Source organism: Paenibacillus oryzae, from assembly GCF_001675045.1.
Lineage (GTDB): Bacteria > Bacillota > Bacilli > Paenibacillales > Paenibacillaceae > Pristimantibacillus > Pristimantibacillus oryzae.
This window is the reverse complement of sequence record NZ_LYPA01000045.1, coordinates 106,210-113,355: the sequence shown is the minus strand read 5'-3', so window position 1 is coordinate 113,355 and position 7,146 is coordinate 106,210. Positions and strand designations below refer to the sequence as shown.

4 protein-coding genes are annotated in these 7,146 nt (G+C 49.6%); 1 reads left to right on the top strand and 3 read right to left on the bottom strand.

The genetic code is table 11. The features are described from left to right. Positions 1 to 467 precede the first annotated feature (467 nt). Both A7K91_RS08435 and gyrA read right to left on the bottom strand, forming a co-directional pair. Positions 468 to 1,541, bottom strand: a complete 1,074-nt coding sequence (locus A7K91_RS08435) for an HD-GYP domain-containing protein (protein ID WP_068681617.1) — start codon at positions 1,539 to 1,541, stop codon at positions 468 to 470. A 39-nt stretch (positions 1,542 to 1,580) separates the two neighbouring features. Continuing rightward, positions 1,581 to 4,061, bottom strand: coding sequence for a DNA gyrase subunit A (gyrA, locus tag A7K91_RS08430; RefSeq protein ID WP_068681615.1), 2,481 nt, complete (start codon positions 4,059 to 4,061; stop codon positions 1,581 to 1,583). 266 nt (positions 4,062 to 4,327) lie between these two features. Between gyrA and A7K91_RS08425 the strand changes: the two genes are divergently transcribed. Next, positions 4,328 to 5,089 (top strand): YheC/YheD family protein, encoded by a 762-nt coding sequence (locus A7K91_RS08425; RefSeq protein ID WP_068681613.1) that lies wholly within the window; start codon positions 4,328 to 4,330, stop codon positions 5,087 to 5,089. 121 nt (positions 5,090 to 5,210) lie between these two features. On the opposite strand, the gene gyrB is transcribed toward A7K91_RS08425, so the two are convergent. Beyond that, positions 5,211 to 7,121: a DNA topoisomerase (ATP-hydrolyzing) subunit B gene (gyrB, locus tag A7K91_RS08420; RefSeq protein WP_068681611.1), complete on the bottom strand. Its 1,911-nt coding sequence runs from the start codon at positions 7,119 to 7,121 to the stop codon at positions 5,211 to 5,213. Between the last annotated feature and the right edge of the window lie 25 nt (positions 7,122 to 7,146).

The following is a 7,146-nucleotide window of genomic DNA, read 5'->3' as shown; positions in this document are numbered from 1 at the left end:
TCAGTTTTCAAAGAACAAGCTTTTGTTTCGTTTTGTTCCGTGTACACCGCATGTCTCAGCGGCGACTTAAATAATATAACATAGGCGCCTAGAGTATTGCAAGTATTTTTTAAAATTTATTTATAATTATTTTCTACCTTCAAAATCTCCCCAAAATAATGAGTCCTTATCACCTAAGAAATATCTCCTAAGAAAGGCTCTAAATCAAGGTTTTTCATCGATTTTTAACCAGGATTATTTCAGAACTTCATATAACTTCTTCTAATAAAAGCATTATCTTTTAAAAGCATTATCGTTTATGGCTTTGTTTCCTTCAAGAAAGCACTAATTGCGCGAGGGGGGACCCCAATCATTTATGAAGCATTCCAATGCAGGTAACCAATGCACTGTCTACCCCAACAAAACAAAAAAGCCTGATGATCCAAAGTCTCCAGATGGAGCTTCGGACACAGGCTTTTATCAAACGTTTACTTAACGACTTCTTTAATATGAAGATTGCGCTCCACCGTCAAATTAACGATTGTCCCATCTACGGAAACCCAAGGACGCGTCGGATAAGACCGTTCGCAAAATACAATTTCGCCAACGCGGTCATCGCTCAGCCGAACAAAAGTACCGTTGCTAATCTGAGTTACCTTCTCCACAAAGGTCCTCACATATCCTGCATCCAGCTTGCCGAACGATTCCGACATCAACTGCTCCAGCACCAAATAAGGAGATGCAGCTTTACGGTAGGACTTGTTCAGCGTCATTGCATGGAAGATATCCGCGATTCCGACGATTTTGGCATAGGGATGAATTTTAGTGGAATCAATCCCTAGCGGATAGCCGCTTCCGTCAATTTTTTCGTGATGCTGAAGCGCAGCCAGCTTAGCGCCTTCGTTAAGCGCGGCTACATTTTTGAGAAGCTGATAACCAAGAACGGTATGGCGTTTCATTTCCTCGGCTTCATCCTGAGTAAGACCATTTGGCTTATACAGAATACCCTTGTCAATGCGCACATTCCCAATATCCTTGAGCAGACCAGCAAGGGCAACCTGCATCCATTCTTTCTGCGGAAAACCGACCCACTGCGCAATCAAATAGGAGGTCATTGCAGACTCGACGCTATTATGAAGCAGATAGTCTCTTTCCGGGAATGGCCTTGGAACAAAGCTCAGCACCTTATAGCTTTCTATGTGCTGAAGCAGCTTTTCCAATTGCACTCTTATATCCATAATAGGCATGCCTTGTCCCGTAACCTGCGAATTAAAAATAGTCCGCAGCACTTCAACCATCTTTTCATATTCCTGCTGCAAAGGCGTTGCCGGAGCCTGCCCTTTGGCTGCAGGTGCAGGCTCCTCAACAGTTTCCTCCGCCGCTTTGGGATCGGCCGCGCTATTTTCAACCTTAACGTTCGATATAAGGAAGGCTTGCAAGATTTCCAATTCCCTGGACGAGATCACCTTGCCCTTCTGAAGCAAAACGTTGCCAGACGAGGTAAGGACATCTTCTTCCAGTTTATCTCCTGGCTTAAGCTGCTCAACAATTACCGTTCCCACGGATGTCCTCTCCCTTAATTCCCGTATTCATTTTGGTGCTTATTGCTGGGAATCGTTTTCCCCGTCTTCTTGCGCTTCGTCCAGGTTTTCGTTTTCCTCGCTGCGCGCTACCCGAGTAACCGTTGCAACGGTATCGTCTTCGCGGGTATGAATAAGTCTGACGCCTTGCGTGTTGCGGCCCATGGAAGAAATGCCGTCCATGCTGGTGCGGATCAATGTGCCAAGCGCCGTCATAATCATCAGATCCTCGTCATTCTCAACCACCTTGAGCGCAACGATTGGTCCGTTTTTATCGGTGACGTTCAACGTTTTGATGCCTTTGCCGCCGCGGTTCTGAATCCGGTATTCGGCTTCCGGCGTACGCTTGCCGTAACCTTTGGAGGTTACGATCAGTATGTTTTTATCCTTCTGAACGACGTCCATATCGATAACAACATCATCATCGTCCAGTCCGATGCCCTTCACGCCTGTTGCGGACCGTCCCATGGAACGAACATCATTCTCCGAGAACCGAATCGACATGCCTTGACTGGTTCCCATAATGATTTCCTGATTGCCGTCCGTCAGCTTAACGCCGATCAGATCATCATCCTCGCGCAAGGAAATGGCAATAAGACCAACCTTGCGGATATTGACGTAATCATCAAGCGGCGTCTTCTTCACAACGCCTTGGCGTGTAGCGAAGAACAGGTAATGATCAGAGTCGAAGGCCTGTACGGGAATAACCGCATTAATCGTTTCGCCTTGCTCAATCTGAATCAGATTAATGATTGGCGTACCTCGCGCGGTCCGGCTTAAATCCGGAATTTCGTAAGCCTTCAGCTTGTACACCTTGCCTTTATTGGTGAAGAACAGCAGGAAGTGATGCGTATTGGATACAAAAAGATGCTCCACAAAATCATGCTCTTTGGTATCCATGCCCACTACGCCGCGTCCGCCCCGCTTCTGGCTTCGATAGGTCGTAACCGGAAGACGCTTGATATAGCCGGAATGAGTAATGGAGATGATAACGTCCTCGCGCGGAATCAAATCCTCATCCAATATCTCATCGTCGCTTGCCGTAATTTCCGTACGGCGCTCGTCTCCGAAGCGCTCCTTGATTTCATTCAGCTCCGTACTGATAATATCAAGCACAAGCTTTTCGTCTCCCAAAATGGCTTTGTATTCCGCAATTTTGACCTGAAGCTCGTTATACTCCGCTTCGATCTTGTCGCGTTCCAGACCGGTAAGGCGCTGCAAACGCATATCCAGAATCGCCTGCGCCTGCTCAAGGCTGAGCGAAAACCGGGTAATCAAGCCCTCGCGCGCTTCCTCAGTCGTACGGGAGCCGCGAATAAGGGCGATAACCTCGTCCAGATTATCCAGCGCGATGCGCAAGCCTTCCAGAATATGAGCTCTGGCTTCAGCCTTCTTCAAATCATATTCTGTCCGTCTGCGGATAACCTCGATTTGATGCTGCAGGTAATGATAAAGCATTTCCCGCAGGTTCAACGTTTTAGGCTCGCCATTTACGAGTGCCAGCATATTGATGCCAAAATTGGACTGCAATTGCGTATGCTTGTACAAATTGTTAAGCACAACGCTTGGATTGACGTCGCGGCGCAGCTCGATGACAACCCGCATGCCGTTGCGATCGGACTCATCGCGCAGGTCGGTAATGCCGTCCAGCTTTTTCTCGCGGACCAATTCCGCTATTTTTTCAACCAATCTCGCCTTGATGACCTGATATGGAAGCTCATGAATCAAGATGCGGGCTTTTCCGTTATTTTCTTCAATTGTTGCGCGCGCACGCATAGTGACAGAGCCGCGGCCTGTCAAATAGGCCTGCCGTATACCTTGCAGCCCCATAACAAATCCGGCGGTCGGGAAATCCGGCCCTTTAACAAACTCCATCAGCTCCAGCGGCGTAATATCGGGATTAACAATCATAGCTTGCAATCCGTCAATAACCTCTACCAGATTGTGAGGAGGAATATTTGTGGCCATGCCTACCGCAATGCCGGTTACGCCATTAACAAGCAAATTGGGAAAGCGGGAAGGAAGCACAACTGGCTCCTGCTCCTCGCCGTCATAGTTCGGCTTAAAATCGATCGTTTCCTTGTTGATGTCGCGAAGAAGCTCCATCGCCATCTTCGACAACCTGGCCTCCGTGTACCGCATTGCCGCCGCCATATCGCCATCGATAGAGCCAAAGTTGCCGTGGCCATCTACCAGCATATAGCGCATGGAGAAGTCTTGCGCCATCCGTACCATGGATTCATAGACGGCAGAGTCGCCGTGCGGATGGTACTTGCCGATGACTTCGCCGACGATTCTCGCCGACTTTTTATGCGGCTTGTCCGGCGACATCCCAAGCTCGGACATCGCGTACAAGATACGGCGGTGAACCGGCTTCAGCCCGTCCCTTACATCGGGCAAAGCGCGGCTTACGATGATGCTCATCGAATAAGCCATAAAGGAATCGCGCATCTCCGTGCCGATATCACGGTTTGTCACTGACATTCGTTGTTCTTCCGCCATGCTTAACCTCCTTGACCTTATCTATCCCACAAACTTGTAGTCCGTTACCTCTATTTCTTTCACAAAGCCGAAGTCTCTAAACACGGCTTCCAGAAGTAAACAATAGTTATTTTGAAAATAGGCAAACTTGCCCTCCCCATCCGTCCAGGGACGACATAAAGTAAACAGACTGCCCTTTTATTATACCATTCATTCCAAACTCTGTCTTGCCCCGCCTGTTTGTACAGCTTAATAAATCTCCATATGGAAAACGAGGTGTCTGTAAATTGTCTATTAGACGGGTAAGAAGCAAGTGGGCCAAAACCAAAGTGCTCATGAAATCACCCAAGCTTGTTCCATCCATACCGCTAACCAAGGTTTTCAATCGTGACAGCTTGCATAGTCTGCTCCAGGAGTACGGGATGGTTTACGTCAAACCGATGTCCGGCACATTTGGCAAAGGCGTTATTCGCGTAGAGGCCGCAAAAGATTCCTCTTATCGCTACCAAACCGGTACTAGCGAGCAACACGCTTCATCGTTCGACGAGCTGTACAGAGGGCTGCAGCGAATAACGGGAACTCGAAACTATTTGGTGCAGCAAGGCATCCATCTGCTCAAGCATCGGAAGCGCCGCTTTGATCTGAGGGTAATGGTCCAACGCAATCCGCGCGGCTCTTGGGAAACAACGGGCATAATCGGCCGGCTTTCCCATCCCGATAAAATCGTGACCAATTACCATAACGGCGGCACGATGATGTCCTTCCAGCAATTGATGGCCGGTCATCTCTCCGGGAGCGAAATGAACGGATATCTCGGGAAGCTGAGAACGCTGGGTGTAGCAATCGGAAAACAGCTGTCTACCGCCTATCCCGGCCTGAAGGAGCTGGGCGTCGACGTTGCGATCGATACGAGGCTGAAGCCATGGGTGCTTGAAGTGAATACGAAGCCGCATCCCTATATTTTTAACAAGCTGTCCGACAAAAGCATGCATCGTAAAGTTGTTTCCTACGCCAGAGCTTATGGCGGCATCAAACGAAAAAGCAAATAAGAGGAGCAGGCTTGCCTTGCACCCCGCCAGCAAGAAACGATAGCCTCGACGCAAAATTGGGGACCAAATAGATCGAAAGGAGCAGTCCGCCTTGCATCAAGGCTGCTGCTCCTACCATGGATTAAATATCGAGATTCGTAACGTAACGCGCGTATTTCTGGATAAAATCGCGGCGCGGATCAACATTGTCGCCCATTAGCGTATCAAAAATGAGATCGGCCTCTATCGCGTCCTCAATGGAAACTTGAAGCATGGACCTGCTTTCGGGATCCATCGTTGTTTCCCAAAGCTGTACGGCATCCATCTCGCCCAAACCTTTGTAACGCTGGATGTTGACCTTAACGCCTTCGCCGAATTCTGCAAGAATGACGTCGCGTTCTTCCTCCGTCAACGCATAACGCACGTTTTTATTGCGTTCAATTTTGAAAAGCGGCGGCTGCGCGATATAGATATAGCCGGCTTCAATAATTTCACGCATGTAACGGTAGAAGAAGGTGAGCAGCAGCGTCCGAATATGCGCTCCGTCAACGTCGGCGTCCGTCATAATAATGATTTTGTGGTACCTGGCTTTTGCAAGGTCAAAATCATCGCTGATGCCCGTGCCAAGCGCCGTAATGATGGAGCGAATCTCCGCATTGCCCAAAATACGGTCAAGGCGGGCTTTTTCCACGTTCAGAATTTTACCCCTCAGAGGCAAAATCGCCTGGAAATGACGATCGCGTCCTTGTTTGGCAGAGCCGCCCGCAGAATCTCCTTCGACAATGTACAGCTCGCTGATGGAGGCATCCTTGGAGGAGCAGTCCGCCAGCTTGCCGGGAAGCGAGCCTACCTCAAGCGCGCTTTTGCGCCGCGTCAGCTCGCGCGCCTTGCGAGCCGCCTCGCGGGCGCGGGCCGCTTGAAGACCCTTTTCCACAACTTTGCGGGAAACCGCGGGGTTCTCTTCCAGAAACTCCTGCAGCTTTTCCGCAAAAAACGATTCAACGATGCCGCGAACCTCGCTGTTGCCCAGCTTGGTTTTTGTCTGACCTTCAAATTGCGGCTCCGGAATTTTAACGGAAATGATGGCGGTCAAGCCTTCGCGCACATCATCGCCGGAGAAATTGGAGTCGTTGTCCTTGATCAGATTGTTTTTACGGGCATAGTCGTTAATGATGCGGGTAAGCGCGCTTTTGAACCCGGATTCATGCGTGCCACCTTCATGCGTGTTGATATTGTTCGCGAAGGAATAAATATTTTCGGTATATCCGTCATTGTATTGGAGCGACACCTCCACCTGGATATGATCCTTGGAGCCTTCAACATAAATCGGCTCCTCGTGGATAACCTCGCGGTTGCGATTCAAATATTTGACGAACTCGATAATGCCGCCGTCGTATTTAAAGGAATTGGATACGCCCGTCCGTTCATCAGTTAACGTAAGCTCAATGCCCTTGTTCAGAAACGCCAGCTCGCGAATGCGGTTTTGAAGCGTATCGTATTCAAAAACGGTTGTGTCCGTAAACACTTCCGGGTCGGGAAGGAACGTTGTTTTGGTACCCGTTGTTTCGCTTTCGCCAACAACCCGGACATCGTATTGCGGGATGCCGCGGCGATATTCCTGCTGATGCACCTTGCCCTCGCGGCTAACCTGAACAACGACATGCTCCGACAACGCGTTGACTACGGATACGCCGACCCCGTGAAGACCGCCGGAAACCTTGTAGCCTTCGCCGCCAAACTTGCCGCCCGCATGGAGAACGGTCATAACGACTTCAAGCGTCGACTTCTGGAGCTTGGTATTCATCCCCACCGGAATGCCCCGGCCGTTGTCGATAACGGTGATACTATTATTTTCGTGAACGATCACATCGATTTTGTTGCAGTAGCCGGCGAGCGCCTCGTCAATACTGTTATCGACAACTTCCCATACCAGATGGTGAAGACCCTTTCCGCTGGTGGATCCGATATACATCCCCGGACGTTTGCGAACGGCCTCCAATCCTTCCAGAACCTGAATCTGACTCTCGTCATACGTATGCTGTTCCAAAGACATGCAAGTTCACTGCTCCTCTCAACTG

Excerpts from the sequence above, each read along its gene's own strand:
- gyrA (WP_068681615.1), bottom strand. The coding sequence starts at position 4,061 with ATGGCGGAAGAACAACGAATGTCAGTGACAAACCGTGATATCGGCACG.
- gyrB (WP_068681611.1), bottom strand. The coding sequence starts at position 7,121 with ATGTCTTTGGAACAGCATACGTATGACGAGAGTCAGATTCAGGTTCTG.